The sequence below is a fragment of the Faecalibacterium taiwanense genome (assembly GCF_036632915.2).
GTDB lineage: Bacteria > Bacillota > Clostridia > Oscillospirales > Ruminococcaceae > Faecalibacterium > Faecalibacterium taiwanense.
In genome coordinates this window covers 707,912-728,955 of record NZ_CP155552.1, presented here as the reverse complement: position 1 = coordinate 728,955, position 21,044 = coordinate 707,912, and the positions used below count along the sequence as shown (strand labels likewise).

Genomic DNA, 21,044 nt, shown 5'->3' with positions numbered 1-21,044 from the left:
GCAATTCCTCCTTTGGTTCCTGATGCAAGTAGTATAGCACAGTAAAACCGGGCGCAACAGCAATTCGAGCACAACTTTCCAAAAACTTAGCAGTTTGTTAACAAAGGTTCCCTCTGCATACAAAAAGAGAGCAGCCGAAGCCGCTCTCTTTGGTTTAGTATAGGTTTACTGTTTGGGGAACGCCTTGTTCCAGACCTCAATGACCTTGAGCTTGGGGGTCCAGCCTTCCGGCTTGAAGGTTTCTGCGGTCTTGGCTTCCATGATGCCCTGTTCCACGCACCACTGGGCTGCCTTGGCGGTGTCGGCATCTGCCACATCCGCAAAAGCCGGGGTGTTCACAGGTTCAGGTCTGCCTGCGGTGTTCCACACCAGCAGTGCCAGCTGGCCGCGGTTTGCGGGGATCTCTGCGCCCTCGGGCAGGATGTTGTGCAGGATCACCCGGGTAGCGATCTCGTAGCCGCCCCAGACTGCTGCGCCGCCAACAATAACAGCTGCAACTGCGCCGCCAATGCTCTGAGGGGGCTTGCCGCCTGCAGCAGCAGGCCAAGGCTCAGCAGCCCGGCAAGGAATTTACGGGTACGTAGTTTCATGTAGGGTGTACCTCCTCTGTTATATCTTTGAGCCTATCATACACCCGTACCCACCCCCGGGCATTCGTTTGACACGAATCGACCGAAAAATGCGTCGAATCGACCGGTGCACAATTTTGGAAAATTCTGCCCCTTATTTTGTGAAATTGTTTCATTTTGAGAATGAGTCAGATTGCTTGACACTGCCCGCGAATCATGCTAAACTTAGTCCACTTTGAAAAAAGCACAAATGCGTTGACGGGGAAAAAACGATTTTCTTCTGCGTACAGAGAGCCGCCGGGTGGTGCAAGGCAGGTGCAGAGGGTTTCGGTTACTGGCCCCTGAGCGGCAGGGCTGAACACACAAGTAGGCTCTGACGGATGTCCACCGTTACAAGGACAGCGATTCGCTGCAAAAAGCCGATCGTGCAAAGCGGCTGTGCCCAAAGGCGCAGCAAAGAGAGTGGTACCACGGGTGCCCTGTAGTTTGAACTTTACAGGCTCTCGTCTCTCAAGGTTTTCGCCTTGAAAGACGAGAGCCTTTTCGTATATCTGCCTTTTGGAAGCAGGCTTGCCCTCTCCGTCACGGCTTACGCCGTGCCACCTCTCCCAAAGTGAGAGGCCTTGGCAGTACGGCAAAGTTTTCGGTTTTGCCAAGGGCTCCCCTTTGGGGGAGCTGTCGAACGAATGTGAGACTGAGAGGGCAAGGACGCTCACAAAGAGCATGGAGCAAGAAGTGTAAATCGTTTGGGAGGACGCACATTATGATGGACGCAACCAAGTACGCTCCGGGTTACTACCCGGTACCCGCAGGCTATGACAGCTGGGTAAAGAAGGATCACATTGAAAAGGCCCCCGCATGGTGCAGTGTGGACCTGCGCGACGGCAATCAGGCCCTGATCGTGCCCATGAGCCTTGAGGAAAAGCTGGAGTTCTTCCAGATGCTGGTAAAGATCGGCTTCAAGGAGATCGAGGTGGGCTTCCCTGCCGCCAGCGACACCGAGTATGAGTTCCTGCGCACCCTGATCGAGAAGAACATGATCCCCGAGGATGTCACCGTGCAGGTGCTGACCCAGTGCCGCGACCACATCATCCGCAAGACCTTCGAGGCCGTCAAGGGCGCACCCCGCGCGGTGATCCACTTCTACAATTCCACCTCTGTGGCCCAGCGCGAGCAGGTGTTCCACAAGAGCAAGGAGGAGATCAAGCAGATTGCCACCGACGGCGCAAAGCTGGTCAAGCAGCTGAGCGAGGAGTATGATGGCAACTTCCTGTTCGAGTACAGCCCTGAGAGCTTTACCGGCACCGAGGTGGACTATGCCGTGGATGTGTGCAACGCCGTGCTGGACATCATGCAGCCCACCCCGGACCGTCCCATGATCATCAACCTGCCCGTTACCGTGGAAATGAGCATGCCGCACGTCTACGCAAACCAGATCGAGTACTGCGACAAGCACCTGAAATACCGCGACAGCGTGATCATCTCCACCCATCCCCACAACGACCGCGGCACCGGCGTGGCCTGCGCAGAGCTGGCCGTGCTGGCGGGTGCACAGCGGGTGGAGTGCTGCCTGTTCGGCAACGGCGAGCGCACCGGCAACGTGGATGCCGTGACACTGGCCATGAACATGTACAGCCACGGCGTGGACCCCAAGCTGGACTTCTCCGATATGCCGGACATCTGCGCCACCTACGAGCGTGTGACCCGGATGCACATTTACGAGCGCACCCCCTACGCCGGTCAGCTGGTGTTTGCCGCCTTCTCCGGCAGCCATCAGGATGCCATTGCAAAGGGCATGGCCTACCGCAAGGAGCATGGCGAACACCGCTGGACCTGCCCCTACATCCCCGTTGACCCCCACGACATCGGCCGCACCTACGATGCCGATGTGATCCGCATCAACAGCCAGAGCGGCAAGGGCGGCATCGGCTTTGTGCTGGAACAGAACTTCGGCTACAACCTGCCGCCCAAAATGCGCGAGGCGCTGGGCTACAAGGTCAAGAGCGTTTCCGACCACAGCCACAAGGAGCTGAGCGCAAACGAGGTGCTGCACATCTTCGAGGATGCCTTCCTCAACCGCTGCAAGCCGCTCAACGTTCTGGAAGCCCACTTTGCACAGGTGGGTGGCATCACCGCCACCGTCACGCTGGAACTGAACGGTCAGCGCAAGGTGGTCACCTCGGTGGGCAATGGCCGTCTGGACGCTGTGGCAAACGCCATCCAGAGCGCCACCGGCATGGAGTTCCACCTCGAGACCTACTCCGAGCACAGTCTGGACGAAGGCTCCACCTCCCGCGCTGCCTCCTACGTCGGCCTTGTCTGGGGCGATAACACCGTCACATGGGGTGCTGGTACGGATACCGATATCATCGTGGCCGGCATCAAGGCACTGGTGAGCGCCATCAATAATAAATAAAGAACTCCCCCAGTCTGCTTCGCAGACAGCCCCCTCGGAGATGGGGCCCCTGGCAGTGCGGAAAAGTTTCCCGTTTCGCCAGAGGCTCCCTCCTTGAGGGAGCTGGAACGGCGCAAGCCGTGCCTGAAGGAGTTCTACCAACAGATAAAAGGAGAGTACCATCATGGGAATGACCCTGACGCAGAAAATTCTTGCCGCACATGCCGGTCTTGCCGAGGTCAAGGCAGGCCAGCTCATCAATGCAAAGCTGGACATCGTGCTGGGCAACGACATCACCACCCCGGTTGCCATCAACGAGTTTGAAAAGGCCGGTTTTGACGGTGTGTTCGACAAAGAGCACATTGCCATTGTGCTGGACCACTTTGTGCCCAACAAGGACATCAAGAGCGCCACCCAGTCCAAGCAGTGCCGCGAGTTCGCCAACAAATACGATATCCTCAACTTCTACGATGTGGGCCAGATGGGCATTGAGCACGCTCTGCTGCCGGAAAAAGGCATCGTGACCGCAGGCGACTGCGTGATCGGTGCGGACAGCCACACCTGCACCTATGGTGCACTGGGTGCCTTCTCCACCGGTGTCGGCTCCACCGATATGGCTGCCGGCATGGCCACCGGCATGGCATGGTTCAAGGTGCCCTCTGCCATCAAGTTCGTGCTCAAGGGCAAGTTCGGCCCCCGCGTCTCCGGCAAGGACCTGATCCTGCACATCATCGGCATGATCGGTGTGGACGGTGCGCTGTACAAATCCATGGAGTTCACCGGCCCGGGCGTTGCCAGCTTGACGATGGACGACCGCCTGTGCATCTGCAACATGGCCATCGAAGCCGGTGCCAAGAACGGCATCTTCCCTGTGGACAATGTGACCCGCAGCTACCTCAAGGGCCGCAGCCAGCGTGAGCCGGTGTTCTTTGAGGCCGACCCGGATGCCGAGTACGAAAAGACCATTGAGATCGATCTGGACAAGCTGGAACCCACCGTCAGCTACCCCCACCTGCCCGAGAACACCCACCTTGCCAGCGAGGGCAAGGACATCAAGATCGATCAGGTAGTGATCGGCAGCTGCACCAACGGCCGTCTGGAGGACATGGAAGCCGCCTACAACGTGCTCAAGGGCAAGCACATTGCCAAGGGCGTGCGCGGCATCATCATCCCCGCCACCATGGCCGTTTACAAGGAATGCATCCTGCGCGGCTGGACCACCGCCTTTATTGATGCAGGCTGCATCGTGTCCACCCCCACCTGCGGCCCCTGTCTGGGCGGCTACATGGGCATTCTGGCCGAGGGCGAGCGCTGCGTTTCCACCACAAACCGCAACTTTGTGGGCCGCATGGGCCATGTGAAGAGCGAGGTCTACCTTGCTTCTCCCGCCACCGCCGCCGCCAGCGCACTGACCGGCTGCATCACCGACCCCCGCACGGTCTGATCGGAAAGGAGCACAACAATGAACGCAAAAGGTTCTGTTTTCAAATACCCGGACAACGTGGATACCGATGTCATCATCCCGGCCCGCCACCTGAACACGCAGGATGCCAAAGAGCTGGCCAGCCACTGCATGGAGGACATCGACAAGGACTTCGTCAAGAAGGTGAAGGACGGCGACATCATGGTGGGCGGCTGGAACTTCGGCTGCGGCTCCTCCCGTGAGCACGCACCGCTGTGCATCAAGACCGCCGGCATCTCGGTCGTGATCGCCAAGAGCTTTGCCCGCATCTTCTACCGCAACAGCATCAACATCGGTCTGCCCATCATGGAGTGCCCGGAGGCTGTGGATGCCATCAACGCAGGCGATACCGTGAGCGTGGACTTTGACACCGGCGTCATTACCGACGAGACCAACGGCAAGGTGTTCCATGCCGAGCCCTTCCCGCCGTTCATTCAGGAGATCATCTCCGCCGGTGGACTGATGAAGTCCATCAAGGCGAAGCAGCAGTAACCCTCTCAGGCGCTTCGCGCCAGCTCTCCCAAAGGGCGAGCTTTTTGCCATCTTCCCGAATGTATTTTCTTCTAGGATAAACAACGAACAATATCTTACCCGCCTGAAAAGCTCCCCCTTCGGGGGAGCTGGCAATGCCGCAGGCATTGACTGAGAGGGTTCAAACCGATAGAAGGAGTTTCCCAATGGAAAAAAACATTGCTGTCATCTGGGGCGACTGCTCCAGCCCGGAGATCGTCAAGCAGACCATCCGCGTGCTTGACAAGGTGGCCGAAAAGTACGGCCACACCTTCCACTACACCGACGCTGCCATGGGCGGCGAAGCCATTGACAAGTACGGCGACCCGCTGCCCCAGCACGAACTGGACAAGTGCCTTGCCGCGGACAGCGTCCTGCTGGGTGCCGTGGGCGGTCCCAAGTGGGAGGGCCTGCCCGGTGAGCAGCGCCCGGAGAAGGGTCTGCTGCGCCTGCGTGCAGGCATGGGCCTGTACTCCAACAACCGCCCGGCCAAGATCTGGCCCCAGCTGGCTCCTGCCAGTCCCCTGAAGCCCGAGATCGTGGCACAGGGCATCGATTTCATCATCGTGCGTGAGCTGATCGGCGGCGTATACTTTGGCAATCACGAGACCCACACCCTCGAGAATGGTGAGAAGCAGGCCATCGACTCCATGCCCTACGCGGAGCACGAGATCGAGCGCATCGGCCGCATCGGCTTTGAGACCGCACGCAAGCGCCGCAAGAAACTGTGCTGCGTGGACAAGGCAAACGTTTTGGACACCAGCCGCCTGTGGCGCAGTGTGATGCACCGCCTGCAGGCCGAATACCCGGATGTGGAATACAGCGAGATGTTCGTGGACAACTGCGCCATGCAGATCGTCAAGAACCCCGCCCAGTTCGACGTGATCGTTACCGAGAACATGTTCGGCGACATCCTGTCGGACGAGGCTTCCATGATCACCGGCTCCATCGGCATGATCCCGTCCTCCTCTCTGGGCGACGGCACCCGCGGCCTGTACGAGCCCATCCACGGCTCGGCCCCAGATATTGCGGGCAAAGACATCGTGAACCCCACCGCCTGCATTCTGTCTGCCGCCATGATGCTGCGCTACTCCTTCGGCATGGCCGAGGAGGCCGATGCCATTGAGACCGCCGTGAACAAGGTGCTGGACAAGGGCCTGCGCACCGCCGACAACATGAGCGAGGGCTGCACCTGCCTTGGCTGCACCGCCATGGGCGATGCCATTCTGGCCGAGATCTGAGTTTTTCCATAACGCACAAAGGGGAACGACAGCCGTCGTTCCCCTTTTCGTCTGCACAAAAAAGAGCAGCTGTTCCCAGCTGCCCTTCCGTGATACAGTTTCTTACTTGGTGCCGTAGATGCGGTCGCCTGCGTCGCCCAGACCGGGAACGATATAGCCGTTCTCGTTCAGGTGGTCATCCTCTGCGCCGAGGTAGATGTCCACATCAGGGTGTGCCTCGTGCAGGGCCTTGATGCCTTCCGGAGCGGCGATCAGGCCGATGAACTTGATGCGCTTTGCGCCATGCTTCTTGATCTGGGTGATGGCATCGATGGCGCTGCCGCCGGTAGCCAGCATCGGGTCCAGAACCAGAACGTCACGCTCTGCAATATCCTGCGGCAGCTTGCAGAAGTACTCCACGGGCTGCAGGGTCTCCTCGTCGCGGTACAGGCCGATGAAGCCCACCTTTGCAGCGGGCAACAGGGTCAGCATACCGTCCAGCATACCCATGCCTGCGCGCAGGATGGGCACCAGAGCCAGCTTGCGGCCAGCCAGCACCTTGGTCTTTGCCATGGTGATGGGCGTCTCGATCTCCACCTCTTCCAGAGGCAGGTCACGGGTAGCTTCGTAGCACAGCAGGGTCGCGATCTCGCCAACGAGGTCACGGAACTCCTTGGTGCCGGTCTGCTTGTTGCGCAGAATGCTCAGCTTGTGCTGCAGCAGCGGATGCTCAACGATCATCGGGGTCATAAAAACACGCTCCTTATTTTAAATAGATAACTCTATCGGGTCCAAGATTACGATTTAAAACAGCTCCGCATACGCTTCGCCATGATCAGCGGTTCTCCAGTGCGGTCAGCTTGTCGATGCGGCGCTGATGGCGGCCGCCCTCAAACTCCGTATTCAGGAAGAGATCCACCAGCTGGCAGGCAAGGCCGGGGCCGACCACGCGGCCGCCCATGCACAGAGCATTGGCATCGTTGTGGCGGCGGGTATACTCGCAGCTGAAGCTGTCAGAGCAGCAGCAGGCACGAATGCCCTTGATCTTGTTTGCTGCCATGCTGATGCCCACGCCGGTGCCACAGAACAGCAGTGCCTTGCTGCACTCGCCGCTCACAACTGCATCGCAGGCGGGCACGGCCATATCAGGGTAATCCACGCTGTCGGTGCTATGGGTGCCAAAATCGATGTATTCCAGCCCCAGCTCCTTCAGATGCGCCTTGACAGCTTCTTTCAATTCAAATCCGCCGTGGTCAGCGGCCAGTGCAATGGGTTTTGCCATGGAAATGTTCCTTTCTCTCAGTCACGCAGGGTTTTATGCCTGCTCCTTGTTTTGGGCGGCATTGGCTGCAGCTTCTGCTGCAAGGCGCTCTGCGCGCTCCCGCTCGGCCTGACTCAGGCGGTGGTAGTCCGGCAGCAGAGCCTCCGGCAGCACAGCCTTTCCGGCTTCGGCCATCTGCTTTGCCACAAGGGCCACTGCAGCAGCACGCCCGCCGCGCAGGGCCGCAGGTGCCTGCAGCACGCCCGGCACACTGCCGTATTCATTATAGCACAGAGATGTGCCATCACCAACAAAAAACAGGGGCTTTTTGCAATTTTCTACAAAATCGGCCAGATCTGCCACCGCCCGGGCATCGTCTTCCAGCAGGCGGCTGTGGGTGGCAAGGTCGAACGCGGCACTGTATACCTGCGCACGGCGGGCATCCAGTGCGCACAGCACGGTGCCCTCGCCCGTGTGGGCTGCGGCCAGTGCTTCCAGCGTGGAGACCGGTGCGCACAGCGTTTCCCGCGGGAAGGCCAGACCCTTGACCGCCGCCAGACCGATGCGCAGCCCGGTAAAACTGCCGGGGCCTGCGTTGACACCGTACAAGTCAATATCTGCACAGGTCATGCCGCACATCTTCAGGCAGGTGTCGATCATGGGCATCAGCGTTTCGCTGTGGGTCATGCCTGCGTCCAGATACACCTCGTACAGCAGGCGGTCACCCTGCGAAAGAGCCACACCAGCCGTTTTGCCCGCTGTATCCACAGCTAAGATGTTCATAGCGTTACCCCCTCAATGGTGATTCTGCGGGTGTTCTCGTCCACGCGCTGGATGTCCACCCGGATGGGGTTTTCCAGTGCCAGCAGGTCTGCAAAGTTCTCGCTCCACTCTGCTGCCACAATGGCCCCCTGATCCAAATAATCGTAAAAGCCTGCAGCACACAGGTCGTTCTCAGTGGAAATACGGTACAGGTCAAAGTGCGCCAGCGGCTTTGGGCCGCGGTAGTAGTTCACAATGGCAAAGGTTGGGCTGGACACCGGGTCGGTGCAGCCAAGGCCCTCGGCAAGGCCCTCAGTAAAAGCGGTCTTGCCCGCGCCCAGCCCGCCGGTGAACGCAACCAGCGAACCCGGTGTCAGCACTGCGGCCATACGGGCACCCAGCGCCACCGTCTCGGCGCGGGAGTGGGTGATATATTCTGACATGAAGCTTACCTCATTTTATAAAGCAAAAGGGACGGCAGAATGCTCTGCCGTCCTTTAGTATAATATACTTTGTGCAAAAGTGCAATGCCGTGTGTTGCTTACGCCGCCGCATCCACATCCGCTGCCGTGTAGGGGTTGGGCAGTGCAGCGCTTCGGTCTCCGCTGAGCATCGCATAGGATGCCGCCGCATGGGACCGTCTGCCGCCCTGCTCGTTGTACCAGATGATATCATCGGTGCCGTAGATGCTCTTGGCATAGTCCACGGCCTGTTCCAGCGTTTCGCCCTCGATCATCCGGTTTACAGCGGCCCACAGCATACTGCGGGAATACACCGAGTAGACATTGTTCACATAGCCCATCACCGCCTTGGCACCGCCTGCCAGCAGGCCGTCTGCCATAGAGGTGTCCACATGGCCGTTCTTGCCGTAGAACTCGCAGGTCTCGCTGAGCACGATGCCATTGCCGCGGTAGGCACTGCGGAAGAAATCGCCGTTGACGGCATACATACCGTTCACCTTGACCACGCGGTGGGCCAGCAGGTCAAAGCCATAGCGCAGATCGCTCCAGAAATCCGATCTCTCGGTCAGCAGGATCAGCGGTTCCGTGGTAGTCTTTTTGAACAGCCAGCCGTATTCATAGGTGTAGTACGCGCCGTGGGTGCTCAGGATGCACAGGTCGTAGCGGCCCATCCTGCGCAGGTCGGATACGGTAACGGTGGTATCCAGATCCGTCTGCAGGCCCACCGAATCCCAATAGGTCTGCATGTAGGCATAATACGGGTAGCGGGTGCTGTTGATCGTGTTGTCAAACGCATAATAGATCGCCGCCGTGCCCACCCGCTTGTTCTCTGCCAGCTCCTGCAGCTGGCTCTTGTCCAGCTCCGGCAGGGCTGCGGTGTTCTCCTCCTCCGGGTCGGTAAGCAAGATGCCGCCCAGCGCGCCGCAGCTGTAGGTAAAGCTGATCATGCCGTTTTCGGCATCGGTGTAGACAGACCCCTGCTTCACAAGGCCCTGTGCGGTCAGCGCATCCAGCTGCTGCAAAGCAGCATCTGTGCGCTCGTCCTCGGTCATCTGTGCATAGTCGCTGCCTCCGGTCAGTGCGGTCACAGCAGCATCTGCCTGCTGCATCTCGCGCACATCTGTGGCCGAAAGGCTCTGCTGCACAGCCGCCTGTTCTTCCGGCTGCTGTGCAAAAGCCGCTGTGGGCAGCGCTGTGAGCGCGAAAGCCAGAGCGCACAGTGCACACCCAAAACGGCGGAGCATATCGTGTTCCATTCCCATTTCCTCCGGGCATATCTGCCGCCCAATGCGGCACGCCGCCCTTTCCCAGCAGGCATCTTCCTGCCATTTTCTTTGCGCGGCAGGCGCTCTGCAAAGGAGCTTTCTGCTGCACCTTCATTGTAGATGGTGCGGTCTGCTTTGTCAAGCATTCGTGCGGATTTTGCAAAGCTGTCACACCCGGTGGATTGCAAACGGTGTGCAGGCTGTGTATAATAGGATAAACTGGGTTGGTATTGCCCGCTGCAGCGGCAAAACCCGGTGTGTATCTGGGAACGAAAGGTGGTGCTTTCTTGGAAAGCATTCGACAATATTTTAAACGAACAGATAAGATCTATCTGCTGCTGTGCATCTTCAGCAGCACCATGGCGGTGGTGGCTCTTGCCTCCTGGGCCGCAAAGCAGGGCAACGGTTTTGCCACGGACGAGATCACTGGTGCCATTACCGGCATCGGCGATTACCGCCGCGCGCTGGTGCAGGCCGGTGCGGCGGTGCTTGGCATCGTGATTGCGCTGCTGCTCTCCTGCATCGACTACCGCAGCCTTGTCAAGGTGTGGCCGGTGCATGTAGCCCTGACATGGGGTCTGGTGCTGCCCACGCTGTTCATCCGCAATGTGGCCATCGGCCCGCTGACCATCGGCTTCAACGCCGGTGACACCGACAACTACTCCTGGTACAAGCTGGGCGGCTTTACCTTCCAGCCCACGGAGCTGGCAAAGATCAGCTTTATCCTTACCTTTGCCATGCACCTGAACAATGTGCGCAGCCGCATCAACGAGCCAAAGGAGCTGGTAAAGCTTCTGCTGCATCTGGCCGTGCCCATCCTTATCATCCACATTCAGGGCGACGACGGCACCGCCATCATCTACGCCATCATCGGCTGCTGCATGATGTTTGCAGCGGGCCTGAGCTGGAAGTATATCATCGGTGCCATCTCGGCAGCAGCTGTGGCCGTGGCGGCGGCGTTTGCCTTTTTCAGCGATAAGATCGGCAAGGGCTACCAGTGGTACCGCATTCTGGCCGTTATCGACCCGGAGAATTCCACCGGCTGGGCACCCAACGAAGCCACCTGGAAAAACATCATCTATCAGCAGCAGCGCGGCGAGATCGCCATCGGCTCCGGCGGCATCTTCGGCAACGGCCTGTTCAGCGGCCGGTACTACAGCGTGCCCAATGCCCACAACGACTTTATTCTCAGCTGGATGGGCAATGTCATTGGCTTTGTGGGCCTGTGCATCGTGCTGGGGGCACTGCTGGCACTGGTGATCAAGACCTTTGCCACCGGTGCGCGCAGCGAGGATCTGCTGGGCAGCTATATCTGCGCCGGCATCGGCGGCGCCCTGATGGCTCAGATCGCCGTGAATGTAGGCATGAACCTGCGGGTGCTGCCGGTCATCGGCGTCACCCTGCCCTTTTATTCTGCGGGCGGCAGCTCGGTGCTGATGCTGTATATCTGCGTGGGGCTTGTGCTGTCGGTCTATATGCACAACACAAAGAGCCTGTTCGGGTAAGGCTCTGGCGCACCGGTCTGTCTGTTCATCGCTTTCCACCTCTGTGATCCGGTTTTTTCTGATATACCAGACAAAAAATGGTTCAACTCTCTTGCAATCCGCCTGTACACATGGTAAAATTGTACAGAAGTTTGCAGTTTTATTGTGCAATAGATGCAATAACTGTGTGGGAGAGTTTGGGGCTCTCCTGTTTTCATGTTATAGGATCAATGGAGTGAATCTAAGTATGACAACTGTAACCACTGCGCCAGAAGCGGAATACTGGCTGCAGACCGGTTGGATGGAGGAACCCGGCGCAGAGCTTGGCATCCGCAAGCCGATTACGATCGATCGTAAGACGAATCTTCACGAGCACCGCGCCTACTGGTGTGTGCGCCGCGCACAGGATATCTTCTTTTCTCTGCTGGCGCTGATCGCACTTTCCCCGCTGATGCTCCTCACCTGCATTGCAGTCTGGATCGACAGCCCGGGTGCAAGCCCGGTGTTCAGCCAGCTGCGGGTGGGCCGCAACGGCAAGCTGTTCCGGCTGTACAAGTTCCGTTCCATGTGCCCGAACGCTGAGAGCAAGCTCAACGATCTGCTGCAGGAGAACGAGATGGACGGCCCGGTGTTCAAGATGAAGGACGATCCCCGCATCACCCGGGTGGGCCATTTCATCCGCAAGACCAGCATCGACGAGCTGCCTCAGCTGGTGAACATCCTCAAGGGCGATATGAGCATCGTGGGCCCGCGCCCGGCTCTGCCCCGTGAGGTGGCCCAGTACACGCCCTATGAATGGCAGCGGCTGTACGTGACACCGGGCCTGAGCTGCTACTGGCAGATCGCCCCGCACCGCAACCAGCTGAGCTTTGAGGAGTGGATGGCGCTGGATGTGAAGTATGTCAAGGAGCGCAGCTTCCTGGTGGACTGGAAGATCATCTTTGCAACCTTCCGTGCGGTGCTGTTCGGCCACGGAGAATAAATTTTTGCCTGAAAAGTGACAAAGCCTGTCTGCTTTGCCGCTTTCTTTTTTATCTATGGGCCTGCAGGAAACAAAAAACAGAGGAACGACGCGGGGTCGTCCCTCTGTTTTTGCTTAGATCATCAAATTACTTCAGCACGGCGCCCAGATTTGCACTGGTGACCATGCGTGCATAGCGGCTGAGCCAGCCTGTCTTGATGTTGGGTTCGGGTGCAATATACTTTGCCTTGCGCTGGGCCAGGACTTCGTCGCTGACCTCCAGCGTGATGGAGGCATTGGGGATATCAATGTTGATGGTATCTCCCTCCTCGATCAGGCCGATGGGGCCGCCGGAAGCAGCCTCCGGGCTGACATGGCCGATGGCTGCGCCGCGGCTTGCGCCGGAGAAGCGGCCGTCGGTGATGAGGGCCACGGTCTTGTCCAGCTTCATGCCGGCCAGTGCGGAGGTGGGGTTCAGCATCTCACGCATACCGGGGCCGCCCTTGGGGCCTTCGTAGCGGATGACCACCACATCGCCCGGGACGATCTTACCCGCGTAGATGGAAGCAATGGCCTCGTCCTCGCTGTTGAACACGCGGGCCGGGCCGGAATGCTGCTGCATCTCGGGGGCCACGGCGCTGCGCTTGACCACACAGCCGTCCGGTGCAATGTTGCCCCACAGGATCTGCAGACCGCCGGTCTGGGAGTAGGGGTTGTCGATGGGACGGATGGCCTTGTCGTTCAGGATGTGTGCGCCCTTGATGTTCTCGCCCAGCGTCTTGCCGGTAACGGTGGGCACATCCAGATCCAGCAGGCCCTTCTTGGCCAGCTCTGCCTGCACGGCGGGGATGCCGCCTGCGGCGTACAGGTCCGGCATGTGGGTGGGGCCGGCCGGTGCCAGATGGCACAGGTTCGGGGTCTTGGCGCTGATCTCATTGAACAGCTTCAGGTCGATGGGCACACCAGCCTCATAAGCGATGGCCAGCAGGTGCAGCACGGTGTTGGTGGAGCAGCCCAGAGCCATATCGCAGGTCAGAGCGTTGCGGATGGAGCGCTCGTTGATGATCTGGCGTGCGGTGATGCCCTTCTTGACCATATCCATGATGGCCATACCGGCGTGCTTTGCCAGCTGCAGACGCTTGGAGTAGACGGCAGGAATGGTGCCGTTGCCGGGCAGTGCGATGCCGATGGCCTCGCACAGGCAGTTCATACTGTTGGCGGTGTACATGCCGGAGCAGCTGCCGCAGCTGGGGCAGCAGTTGCAGGTGCAGTCTTCCAGCTGATCCTCGGTGATCATACCGGCCTTGTAGGCACCCACAGCCTCGAACATCTTGGAAAGGCTGACCTCTTCGCCGCCGTAGGTACCGGCCAGCATGGGGCCGCCGGAGCAGACCACAGCGGGCACATCCATGCGCACCGCTGCCATCACCATGCCGGGCACGATCTTATCGCAGTTGGGCACCAGCACCAGACCGTCCAGCTGGTGGGCCATGAGCATGGTCTCAACGCTGTCGCAGATCAGCTCACGGGATGCAAGGCTGTACTTCATGCCCACATGGCCCATGGCGATGCCGTCGCACACGCCAATGGCGGGGATCAGGATGGGGGTGCCGCCTGCCATCTCAACGCCGGCCTTGACGGCATCGGCGATCTTGTCCAGATTCATATGGCCGGGCACGATCTCGCTGTAGGCGCTCACCACGCCGATCAGCGGGCGCTCCAGCTCTTCCTTGGTGTAGCCCAGTGCGTAGAACAGGCTTCGGTTCGGGGCGCGCTCCGAACCCTTGGTCACGTTGTCACTTCTCATTTCAAATCCTCTTTTCTGACAAAACCCTCTCCGTCACGGCTGCGCCGTGCCACCTCTCCCGAAGGGGAGAGGTTTTTGCGGAGGATCTATAAGGTTCTCACTTTCAACAAAAGCTCCCCCTTTCGGGGGAGCTGGCCGCCGAAAGGCGGCCTGAGAGGGTTTTCCCCTTACTTCTTCAGCCAGCTCATCATGCCGCGCAGCTCTGCGCCGACCTTCTCGATGGGCAGCTCTGCTTCCATGCGGCGCTTTGCCAGAAAGTGCACCTTGCGGCCGCCGTTGGGGCTCATCTCGGTCAGGAACTCGGAAGCGAAGGTGCCGTCCTGGATCTCGGTCAGAACCTTCTTCATTTCCTTGCGGGTCTCGGCGGTGATCAGGCGCTTGCCGGTGCGGTAGTCGCCGTACTCAGCGGTGTTGGAGATGGAGTAACGCATCTTGGAGAAGCCGCCCTCGTTGATCAGGTCAACGATCAGCTTCATCTCGTGGCAGGTCTCAAAGTATGCCATCTCGGGCTCGTAGCCAGCTTCCACCAGCGTATCGAAACCGGCGTGGATCAGCTCGGAAACGCCGCCGCACAGCACTGCCTGCTCACCGAACAGATCGGTCTCGGTCTCCTCCTTGAAGGTGGTCTGCAGGATGCCTGCACGGCCAGCGCCGATGCCGGAAGCGTATGCCAGAGCAATGTCCTTAGCCTTGCCGGTGTAGTCCTGCTCCACGCAGATCAGAGAGGGGCAGCCCTCACCCTCGGTGTACAGGCGGCGGACGATGTGGCCGGGGCCCTTGGGAGCGATCATGATAACGTCCACATTTTTGGGAGCAGTGATGGTCTTGAAGTGGATGTTGAAGCCGTGTGCAAAGGCCAGTGCCTTGCCCTCGGTCATGTAGGGAGCCACCTGCTTGTTATAGATGTCGGCGCACAGCTCATCGGGCACCAGCATCATGACAACGTCGCCGGCCTTGGCAGCTTCTTCCACTTCCATGACCTTGAAGTTCTCGTGAGTTGCTGCGAACTCAGAAGCCTTCTCCCAGTGAGCAGAGCCCTTGCGCAGGCCGACGACGACATTCACGCCGCTCTCGGCCAGGTTCTCGGAATGGGCGTGGCCCTGGCTGCCGAAGCCGATGACAGCGACGGTCTTGCCGTCCAGCACGCCGAGGTTGCAGTCGGAATCGTAGTATTTCTTGATAGCCATGGTAGTTGTTCTCCTTTTTTGTTTTGTGTTTATTCAGTGGCTGATTGTAAACATTTTATTTTTTCGCTCACTGTGGAGCGGAAAAGCGAAGTTTTAACCCTCTCAGTCATCTCGCTTTGCTCGATGCCAGCTCCCCCGAGGGGGGAGCTTTTATCATACCTTCTCTTTTGATGATGCATAAAACCTCGCCCTTCGGGAGAGGTGGCACGGCGCAGCCGTGACGGAGAGGGTTCGTTCTTACTTTCTCTCCGGGCAGTGGGTTCCCGGCAGAGGCAGCTGTGCTTCGCGCACCTCCTGCGGAGGCTTCTGCATATGCTGATGCATCCCGCCGCGCTCCAGTGCGGTAACACCGGTGCGGCACTGCTCCAAAATTTTGTAATCTGTAAACATTTTCAGGAAGGCATCGATCTTATCCGGCTTGCCGATCAGCTCGAACACCATGCTGTCCGGCGAAAGGTCGATGATCTTGGCCTTGTAGATACTGGCGATCTCCCGCAGCTCGCTGCGGTTGTGCACATCGGACGCTACCTTCAGCAGCAGCAGTTCCCGTTCCAGAGATTTTTCGCCGTCCAGCACGAACACCTGACGGGTAACTTCCAGCCGTTCGGTCTGCAGGACCAGCTGGCTGAGTGCCTTTTCGTCGCTGGTGATGGTAACGGTGATGCGGCTGACCGCCGGGTCGTTGGTAGCCGAAACGGTCAGGCTGTCAATGTTGAAGCCGCGGCGGCAGAACAGGCTGGACACACGGGCCAGAACACCGCTCTGGTTGTCCACCAGCAGGCTGATGACCCTGCGCTTGTTGGATTCCATATTGCTGTGTCCTCCTTATTCCATGATGATGTCGTTGATATCGCCGCCGCCGGGGATCATGGGCAGCACCTTTTCGTCCTTATCGATGATGCACTCGATCCAAGTAGGGCCTTTCTGCTTCATTGCATCGGCAAAGGCAGCCTGAAACTCCGGCAGGTTTCTGCAGCGGTAGCCCTTCAGGCCAAAGCCCTCGGCCAGCTTGACGAAGTCCGTCTTGCGGTGGGGGTCGGTCTGGCTGTAGCGCTTTTCGTAGAAGATGTTCTGCCACTGGCGCACCATGCCCAGCACCGAGTTGTTGAAGATCACGGTGATGATGGGCAGCTCATAGCTCACGGCGGTGCAGGCCTCGTTCAGGTTCATGTGGAAGGAGCCGTCGCCGGTAAACATGACCACCCGCTGGTCGCGGCCCAGAGCCATCTGTGCGCCAATGGCGGCACCGTAGCCAAAGCCCATGGTGCCCAGACCGCCGCTGGTGATAAAGCCGCGGCTCTTAGCGTGGCGCAGGTACTGTGCCGCCCACATCTGGTGCTGGCCCACATCGGTCACATACACGGCCTCCGGGCCGCACTGGTTGCACACCTCGCCGATCACCTGATGGGGCATCAGGCGGGTGGGGTCGGACACCGGGTGGTAATCCTGTGCCTGCCACTCACGGATCATCTTCATCCAGTCGGGATGCTTCTTTTCCTCGATCTGCGGCAGCATGGCGTTCAGCACGTAAGCGGCATCGCCCACGATGGAAAGATCGACCTCCACATTCTTGCCCAGCTCACTGGGGTCGATGTCGATCTGGATGATGGTGGCGTTCTTTGCAAAGGTCTTGGGGTTCAGGGCCACACGGTCCGAAAAGCGGGTGCCCACTGCAATCAGCACGTCGCAGTCGGCCACGGCACGATTGGAGGTGTAACAGCCGTGCATACCCACCATGCCAATGTTCATCGGGTCACCGTAGGGCACAACGCCTGCGGCCATCAGGGTGTAGGTGGCCGGGATCTCTGCCTTGTGCAGCAGATCACGCAGCGGCTGGCAGGAGGCTGCGCTGCGCACGCCGCCGCCAAAGTAGACCAGCGGGCGCTGGGCCGCATTGATAAGATCCGCTGCCCACTTGACCTGCTCTGCGTTGAAGGTGGTAACGGTGCGGATGGGCTCCGGCTTTTTGGGGGTGAACTCGCATACCGCCGCTGTCACGTCCTTGGGGATATCCACCAGCACCGGGCCCTTGCGGCCGCTCTGTGCAATACGGAAGGCAGAGCGCATGGTATCGGCCAGCTCTTCCACCCGGCGCACCGTGAAATTGTGCTTGGTGATGGGCATTGTGATGCCCTCAATGTAGGCTTCCTGAAAGCTGTCCCTCCCGATCCCGTCCGTGGTCACGTTGCCGGTAAAGGCTACCATGGGCACCGAGTCCATATAGGCCGTGGCAATGCCGGTGACCAGATTGGTGGCACCCGGGCCGCTGGTAGCCAGCACCACGCCGGTGCGGCCGGTCGCGCGGGCATAGCCGTCTGCCGCGTGGGCCGCGCCCTGTTCATGTGCCGTCAGCACATGGGTGATGCGGTCCGAATTTTTGTACAGTTCATCGTAAAGGTTCAGCACTGCGCCGCCGGGATAACCAAAAAGGGTGTCCACGCCCTGCTCGCAGAGGACCTCCACAAAAATCTGAGAACCATTCAACTGCATGGTGAGTTTCTCCTGTTTTCCTAACCTTTTTCCACTTTTTACACGTTCCCGGGGAGCTTCTTTTTAAAAGAAAAGGCCTTTGTCCCCTGTTATCAAGAGACAAAGACCTTGTGATCATCAAGCTCTCTGCGGTACCACTCTCGTTGGCGTGCTGTGCACACCCTCTCACGGGCTTCCAACAAAGCCCTGCACGGTAACGGCTGCAACCGGCGCTGCTTACAAGGGTTTTGCACCCGTTGGGCAGGCTGCTCCGGGATGATTTTCCGCACGAAGCACTGACTGCCTTGCACCAGACGGCAGCTCTCTGAACAGTGGGGATCGTGTGGTACTTTTTCCCATCTGCGCATTTGTTGATGTAAATTATACTATAAATCGGCCTTTTGTCAATCGACAATTTGTAACCTGAATCACCCCAAACATGAAGTTAATTGAACACCTCTTGCGCCATGGCACAATGCGCTGTATACTTCTGATATGCGCGCCTGCGCGTTTAATTTAAGACCAACTAGAGGACAGGAATATGAAATTGAGAGAATGGAATGCCCGGCTGCACGGGCTTGTTGTTTTCCGCAGCCTGCTGGACGACCCCGTTGTGGCAAAGCTTTTGGACCTGACCGACCGCATGGAAGCCGGTGCGCCCGGCTATGGCCCGGTGTGCGACGCTGTGGCCCAATTTGAAGCCGCACTGTTCGAGCACACCACCAACTGGGGCAGCTACCTCAGCGCCGCTGTGCTGGAAGCCGAGACCGTCTGCGTGCGTCAGGCTGCATCGGGCACCCTTGCCCCTGCACTGCAGACCGCGCTGGACAGTGAACTGGCTTTTCTGCAGGCTCTGTGCGGCCTGACGCTGGACGAGCTGCTGGCCGCTGCCGGTTCTGCCACAGGGCAGGCGCAGGAGCTGGCTTTCCTGCCCCGGTGGGAGACCTCCGGCATCGACCTGCCTGCCGCCTACGCCCAGCGCATGAGCGAGGTGGGAAAAAAGGGCTATGGCATGTTTGCCAAGCACCATGTGTTCACGGTGGAGAACGGCCAGCTGGTGCCGGTGAAATACCCGGACCCTCAGCGCCTTTCCGAGCTGCCCGGCTACGAGAAGGAGCGCGAAAAGGTCATTGCCAACACAAAGGCCCTGCTGGCCGGGATGCCCGCCAACAATGTGCTGCTGTACGGCGATGCAGGCACCGGCAAGTCCAGTGCGGTGAAAGCCATTGCCAATGAGTTTGCACCTGAAGGCCTGCGGCTGGTGGAAGTGAAGAAGAACCAGCTCTACCAGATCCCGGATCTGATGGACAAGCTGGCCGCGAACCCGCTCAAATTCATCCTGTTCATCGACGACCTGAGCTTTACCGCCAACGACGACAACTTTGCCGCGCTCAAGGCCATTCTAGAAGGCAGCGTAGGCGGCCGGGCCAAGAATATTGCGGTATATGCCACCTCCAACCGCCGCCACCTTATTAAAGAAACACTGACCGACCGCACCGGCGACGACATCCACGAAGCCGATACCCGGCAGGAGCTGATGAGCCTTTCCGCCCGGTTCGGCCTGACGGTCACTTTCCAGCGGCCGGAGAAGGCCCGGTTTGAGACCATTCTGGCCGAACTGGCAAAGCAGCACGGCATCGACATGCCGATGGATCAGCTGCTGGTCAAAGCCGAAGCCTTTGCCATCCGCGCCGGCGGCCGCAGTCCCCGCGTGGCAAAGCAGTTTATTGAGCAGTGCGAGGCGGGCGTGCAGAAGTAATTAGTTTGTCTTTATTTTAACATCAAAATCTCTGACAAATCTTTCACAAAATGCCGAGAAGTCGTGAATTTTTTCACCTTCTCGGCATTCTTTGTCTATTTTTTATTTATCGGTAAAAAGCCTTGCATTCTATTGAAATTCAGGCTATAATATGGCCAACATCAGCCAATTGAGCACTTCTGGAGGGCAACTATGGGCTTTTTAACGGGTAAGACCGCTATCATCACCGGCGCAGGCCGCGCCGTACTTTCCGATGGCAGCTGCGGCTCCATCGGCTATGGCATTGCCACCGCCTTTGCAAAAGAGGGCGCAAATCTGGTCATCACTGGCCGCAATGTAAAAAAACTGGAAGAGGCAAAAAACGAGCTGGAAGCCAAGTATGGCATCCGCGTTCTGCCGGTGCAGGCAGATGTGTGTGCAGGCACCGACAACGAAGCCACCGTGCAAAATGTCGTCAATCAGGCTGTGGATACCTTTGGTGGCATTCAAGTGCTGGTGAACAACGCACAGGCATCCGCTTCCGGCGTGCCGCTGGCAGAGCACACCACCGAGCAGTTTGATCTGGCCCTTTATTCCGGCCTGTACGCTACATTTTACTATATGAAGGCCTGCTATCCCTATCTGGCCAAGTCCAAGGGCAGCGTGATCAACTTTGCATCCGGTGCAGGCTTGTTTGGCAACTTTGGCCAGTGCTCCTACGCTGCCGCCAAGGAGGGCATCCGCGGCCTGTCCCGCGTGGCCGCTACTGAGTGGGGCAAGGATGGCATCAATGTCAACGTGATCTGCCCGCTGGCCTGGACCGCCAAGCTGGAGCAGTTCCAGCAGGCATACCCGGATGCGTTCAAGGCCAACGTCAAGATGCCGCCCATGGGCCACTACGCCAACCCCGAGACCGAGATTGGCCGGGTATGCGTGCAGCTGGCCATGCCGGACTTCAAGTATCTGTCCGGCGAGACCCTCACGCTGGAGGGCGGCATGGGTCTGCGCCCGTAATTGCTATTCTCATTCTTCCTCATACATGCAAAAGGGGCTGTGCCAGTGGCACAGCCCCTTTGTGTTTAGGCCTGATTATTCGCGCACGGCGATGCACTCGATCTCCAGCTTTGCGCCCTTGGGGATGGCGGCCACCTGCACGCAGCTGCGGGCAGGGAACGGCTCCGCAAAGGCCTTGGCATACACGGCATTCACAGCGGCAAAATCGTTGATATCGGCCAGAAAAATGACAGTCTTGACCACATTTGCCATGGAAAGGCCAGCCTCGGCCAGAATGGCCTTGAGGTTTGCAAGGCTCTGTGCAGCCTGCTCTTCAACCGTATCGGCCATCTTGCCGGTAGCAGGGTCTACCGGGATCTGGCCGGAAACAAACACCATATTGCCCAGATCGATCGCCTGGCTGTAAGGGCCGATGGCTGCGGGTGCGTTGGAAGTGGAAACGACTTTCATGATAAAACGTTCCTTTCTTTTTTCTTCTA

General features: G+C 58.8%; 20 protein-coding genes and 2 other annotated features. Of the genes, 8 read left to right on the top strand and 12 right to left on the bottom strand.

Annotated elements, in window-relative coordinates; translation table 11 throughout:
- Nucleotides 1-165 precede the first annotated feature (165 nt).
- Nucleotides 166-438, bottom strand: a complete 273-nt coding sequence (locus tag PXT33_RS03585) for an S-layer homology domain-containing protein (RefSeq protein ID WP_154255887.1) — start codon at nucleotides 436-438, stop codon at nucleotides 166-168.
- On the bottom strand, nucleotides 435-590 hold the full coding sequence (locus PXT33_RS03580; protein WP_154255888.1) for a hypothetical protein: 156 nt from the start codon (nucleotides 588-590) through the stop codon (nucleotides 435-437). The genes PXT33_RS03585 and PXT33_RS03580 overlap by 4 nt, the downstream gene beginning before the upstream one ends.
- 225 nt (nucleotides 591-815) lie before the next feature.
- Nucleotides 816-1,083: a binding site (T-box leader), on the top strand.
- A 249-nt stretch (nucleotides 1,084-1,332) separates the two neighbouring features.
- Between PXT33_RS03580 and PXT33_RS03575 the strand changes: the two genes are divergently transcribed.
- The 4 genes from PXT33_RS03575 to leuB all read left to right on the top strand — a co-directional run bounded on the left by PXT33_RS03575 (nucleotide 1,333) and on the right by leuB (nucleotide 6,177).
- On the top strand, nucleotides 1,333-2,985 hold the full coding sequence (locus PXT33_RS03575) for a 2-isopropylmalate synthase (protein WP_332375967.1): 1,653 nt from the start codon (nucleotides 1,333-1,335) through the stop codon (nucleotides 2,983-2,985).
- A 163-nt stretch (nucleotides 2,986-3,148) separates the two neighbouring features.
- On the top strand, nucleotides 3,149-4,408 hold the full coding sequence (gene leuC, locus PXT33_RS03570; protein WP_298638969.1) for a 3-isopropylmalate dehydratase large subunit: 1,260 nt from the start codon (nucleotides 3,149-3,151) through the stop codon (nucleotides 4,406-4,408).
- Nucleotides 4,409-4,426: 18 nt separating this feature from the next.
- Nucleotides 4,427-4,918, top strand: a complete 492-nt coding sequence (gene leuD, locus PXT33_RS03565; protein ID WP_005942253.1) for a 3-isopropylmalate dehydratase small subunit — start codon at nucleotides 4,427-4,429, stop codon at nucleotides 4,916-4,918.
- Nucleotides 4,919-5,103: 185 nt separating this feature from the next.
- Nucleotides 5,104-6,177 (top strand): 3-isopropylmalate dehydrogenase, encoded by a 1,074-nt coding sequence (leuB, locus tag PXT33_RS03560; RefSeq protein ID WP_294648854.1) that lies wholly within the window; start codon nucleotides 5,104-5,106, stop codon nucleotides 6,175-6,177.
- Nucleotides 6,178-6,279: 102 nt separating this feature from the next.
- Here the strand turns inward: leuB and upp are convergent, their stop codons facing one another.
- The 5 genes from upp to PXT33_RS03535 all read right to left on the bottom strand — a co-directional run bounded on the left by upp (nucleotide 6,280) and on the right by PXT33_RS03535 (nucleotide 9,896).
- The gene (gene upp / locus PXT33_RS03555; RefSeq protein ID WP_097774028.1) at nucleotides 6,280-6,906 is read right to left on the bottom strand and encodes a uracil phosphoribosyltransferase; all 627 of its coding nucleotides are present in this window, start codon (nucleotides 6,904-6,906) and stop codon (nucleotides 6,280-6,282) included.
- 85 nt (nucleotides 6,907-6,991) lie between these two features.
- Nucleotides 6,992-7,438: a ribose 5-phosphate isomerase B gene (gene rpiB, locus PXT33_RS03550; protein WP_005942243.1), complete on the bottom strand. Its 447-nt coding sequence runs from the start codon at nucleotides 7,436-7,438 to the stop codon at nucleotides 6,992-6,994.
- A 33-nt stretch (nucleotides 7,439-7,471) separates the two neighbouring features.
- Entirely contained in the window at nucleotides 7,472-8,200 is a 729-nt protein-coding gene (gene tsaB / locus PXT33_RS03545; protein ID WP_332375966.1) for a tRNA (adenosine(37)-N6)-threonylcarbamoyltransferase complex dimerization subunit type 1 TsaB, read from the bottom strand.
- On the bottom strand, nucleotides 8,197-8,622 hold the full coding sequence (tsaE, locus tag PXT33_RS03540; RefSeq protein WP_120081364.1) for a tRNA (adenosine(37)-N6)-threonylcarbamoyltransferase complex ATPase subunit type 1 TsaE: 426 nt from the start codon (nucleotides 8,620-8,622) through the stop codon (nucleotides 8,197-8,199). Before tsaE ends, tsaB begins: the two co-directional genes overlap by 4 nt.
- A 98-nt stretch (nucleotides 8,623-8,720) precedes the next feature.
- On the bottom strand, nucleotides 8,721-9,896 hold the full coding sequence (locus PXT33_RS03535) for a hypothetical protein (RefSeq protein ID WP_332375965.1): 1,176 nt from the start codon (nucleotides 9,894-9,896) through the stop codon (nucleotides 8,721-8,723).
- Between the two features lie 296 nt (nucleotides 9,897-10,192).
- On the opposite strand from PXT33_RS03535, the gene PXT33_RS03530 reads away from it, so the two are divergent.
- On the top strand, nucleotides 10,193-11,410 hold the full coding sequence (locus tag PXT33_RS03530) for an FtsW/RodA/SpoVE family cell cycle protein (RefSeq protein ID WP_223388173.1): 1,218 nt from the start codon (nucleotides 10,193-10,195) through the stop codon (nucleotides 11,408-11,410).
- Between the two features lie 280 nt (nucleotides 11,411-11,690).
- Nucleotides 11,691-12,371, top strand: a complete 681-nt coding sequence (locus tag PXT33_RS03525; protein ID WP_332376667.1) for a sugar transferase — start codon at nucleotides 11,691-11,693, stop codon at nucleotides 12,369-12,371.
- Between the two features lie 127 nt (nucleotides 12,372-12,498).
- Here PXT33_RS03525 and ilvD read toward each other — a convergent pair whose 3' ends face one another.
- The 4 genes from ilvD to ilvB form a co-directional block, all read right to left on the bottom strand.
- On the bottom strand, nucleotides 12,499-14,157 hold the full coding sequence (gene ilvD / locus PXT33_RS03520; protein ID WP_332375964.1) for a dihydroxy-acid dehydratase: 1,659 nt from the start codon (nucleotides 14,155-14,157) through the stop codon (nucleotides 12,499-12,501).
- Between the two features lie 167 nt (nucleotides 14,158-14,324).
- Complete coding sequence (ilvC, locus tag PXT33_RS03515; RefSeq protein ID WP_097774032.1) at nucleotides 14,325-15,344, bottom strand: ketol-acid reductoisomerase; 1,020 nt, start codon at nucleotides 15,342-15,344, stop codon at nucleotides 14,325-14,327.
- 237 nt (nucleotides 15,345-15,581) lie between these two features.
- The gene (gene ilvN, locus PXT33_RS03510; protein WP_154260840.1) at nucleotides 15,582-16,154 is read right to left on the bottom strand and encodes an acetolactate synthase small subunit; all 573 of its coding nucleotides are present in this window, start codon (nucleotides 16,152-16,154) and stop codon (nucleotides 15,582-15,584) included.
- Between the two features lie 15 nt (nucleotides 16,155-16,169).
- Nucleotides 16,170-17,834 (bottom strand): biosynthetic-type acetolactate synthase large subunit, encoded by a 1,665-nt coding sequence (gene ilvB / locus PXT33_RS03505; RefSeq protein WP_154260838.1) that lies wholly within the window; start codon nucleotides 17,832-17,834, stop codon nucleotides 16,170-16,172.
- Between the two features lie 92 nt (nucleotides 17,835-17,926).
- Nucleotides 17,927-18,185: a binding site (T-box leader), on the bottom strand.
- A 169-nt stretch (nucleotides 18,186-18,354) separates the two neighbouring features.
- Between ilvB and PXT33_RS03500 the strand changes: the two genes are divergently transcribed.
- Together PXT33_RS03500 and PXT33_RS03495 are read left to right on the top strand one after the other, a co-directional pair.
- The gene (locus PXT33_RS03500) at nucleotides 18,355-19,572 is read left to right on the top strand and encodes an ATP-binding protein (protein WP_223388176.1); all 1,218 of its coding nucleotides are present in this window, start codon (nucleotides 18,355-18,357) and stop codon (nucleotides 19,570-19,572) included.
- Between the two features lie 192 nt (nucleotides 19,573-19,764).
- On the top strand, nucleotides 19,765-20,565 hold the full coding sequence (locus PXT33_RS03495) for an SDR family oxidoreductase (RefSeq protein WP_332375963.1): 801 nt from the start codon (nucleotides 19,765-19,767) through the stop codon (nucleotides 20,563-20,565).
- A gap of 75 nt (nucleotides 20,566-20,640) precedes the next feature.
- On the opposite strand, the gene PXT33_RS03490 is transcribed toward PXT33_RS03495, so the two are convergent.
- Entirely contained in the window at nucleotides 20,641-21,015 is a 375-nt protein-coding gene (locus PXT33_RS03490) for a RidA family protein (RefSeq protein ID WP_097774035.1), read from the bottom strand.
- Nucleotides 21,016-21,044 lie beyond the last annotated feature (29 nt).